This is a genomic window from Polaromonas sp. P3_C2 (genome assembly GCF_056402675.1).
Genome location: NZ_JBFUGX010000817.1, coordinates 1 through 1,629, shown reverse-complemented (window position 1 = coordinate 1,629; position 1,629 = coordinate 1). Strand labels below are relative to the sequence as shown.

At 61.3% G+C, this 1,629-nt stretch carries 2 protein-coding genes; one reads left to right on the top strand and one right to left on the bottom strand.

The annotated features are described in order from the left end of the window. The coding region (locus AC1DWI_RS22335; RefSeq protein WP_477725804.1) for a shikimate dehydrogenase family protein at positions 1-595 on the bottom strand (595 nt) is incomplete at its 3' end. A 193-nt stretch (positions 596-788) separates the two neighbouring features. On the opposite strand from AC1DWI_RS22335, the gene AC1DWI_RS22330 reads away from it, so the two are divergent. Next, positions 789-1,601 (top strand): IclR family transcriptional regulator domain-containing protein, encoded by an 813-nt coding sequence (locus AC1DWI_RS22330; RefSeq protein ID WP_477667901.1) that lies wholly within the window; start codon positions 789-791, stop codon positions 1,599-1,601. Positions 1,602-1,629: the final 28 nt, after the last annotated feature.

Genomic DNA, 1,629 nt, shown 5'->3' with positions numbered 1-1,629 from the left:
CGTCATGGCCCGAAGGGTCACCGCTGCTCACAGCCGCGATGCTTGCGTTTGACAGCGGCATAGCGGCGGTAATCTGGTCGGCCAGCACCTGCGCCTTGCCGGGCGCCGGGTCATACAGCGAAATGGCGGCCGGCGACTGGTTTCCCGCCATCGCGAGTGAAGCGGTAATCGCGGCTGCCGCGCCGCCTGCGCCCAGTATCAACACGCGCTTGCCGGCGTAGGCCACACCGAAATAGTCCAGCGACAGGACAAACCCTTTGCCATCAAACAAGGCACCTTCCAGTTCACCGGCTGCGTTACGGCGAATGCCATTCACCGCACCGGCTACCCGGCCCGCGTCATTGCAATGCGAAAGCAGGCTCATCACTTCTGCCTTGTGCGGGATGGTCAGCAACATGCCTTTGACGTTCCTGGCCAGGAAAGCGGCTTTCACAAAAGCCTGGATGTCCCCGGCGGCCACATGCACCGGGACAAGGACAGCATCAATACCCAGCGTCTTGAAGATCAGGTTGAACACCTCCGGCGCACGCACCTGCCCGACCGGATCGCCGGGGATCAGATACACGTCGGTATTGCCCTGAATGGTGGAAAACATGCTGGATTGCCTAAAACGTTCGATAATCGATTGAAACTGCCAGATTTGGTGTGAACTTTAGTAGCTAGCCTCAGGAATCCCAACAGGTTTATCACCAAATTGATCGATGATCGCTCAATAAAGATCGATGATCGAACGAAACAAGGGTTTGACCTATGCCTGCGTTGAAACCCTCTTGTGAATACTTCAGCAAATGACTGCGGCCAAACTCCCCATTTCACCCTCTACATTGCAGGCCCCCAGCCCTTCCACGCTGGACAAGCGCGACTGGATTGCCGGGCTGGAAAAAGGCCTGTCCGTCATCGAATGTTTTGACGACGCCAACCCACGCCTGACCGCCAGCCAGGCCGGCGCGCGCTGCGGCATGACACGCACGGCCGCCCGCCGCTATTTGCTGACGCTGGAGCACCTGGGGTATGTCGCCGGCGACGGCAAGCTCTTCTGGCTGACGCCGCGGGTGCTTCGCCTGGGCCAGTCCTACCTGGAGTCGGCCCGCCTGCCGCGCATCGTGCAACCCTTTTTGCAGCGCGTGACCGCCGGCACCCAGGAGAGCGCGTACGTGAGCGTGATGGACGGAGACGACATCGTCTATATCGCCCGCAACGGCTCCAGCCGCGCCATGAACACCGGCTACGTGCTGGGCTCACGCGTGCAGGCCCAGGTCACGGCAGCGGGCCTTTTAATGCTGTCGATGCGCGACCCCGCCTGGCTGGAAACCTGGCTGGCCAACCACGAGCTCAAGGCCTACACCTCATACACAATCGCCAGCAAGGACCGCCTGCGGATCGAACTGGCGCGCGTGCGGGCACAAGGATGGGCGATTTCCGAGCAGCAGCTGGAACTCAATTACCGCGGTATTGCCGTACCGCTGCGGGACCGGCACGGGGAAGTGGCCGGGGCGCTCAGCGTGACCATGCCCATGGGGCATGAGTCGAGTGAGGATGCGGGGGGACGGGTTTTGTCGGTGTTGCGGGAGACGGCGCAGGCGATGAGAAACCTGATTTGAGTGCATCTGCCAGGGCGGTTCTTGCTCA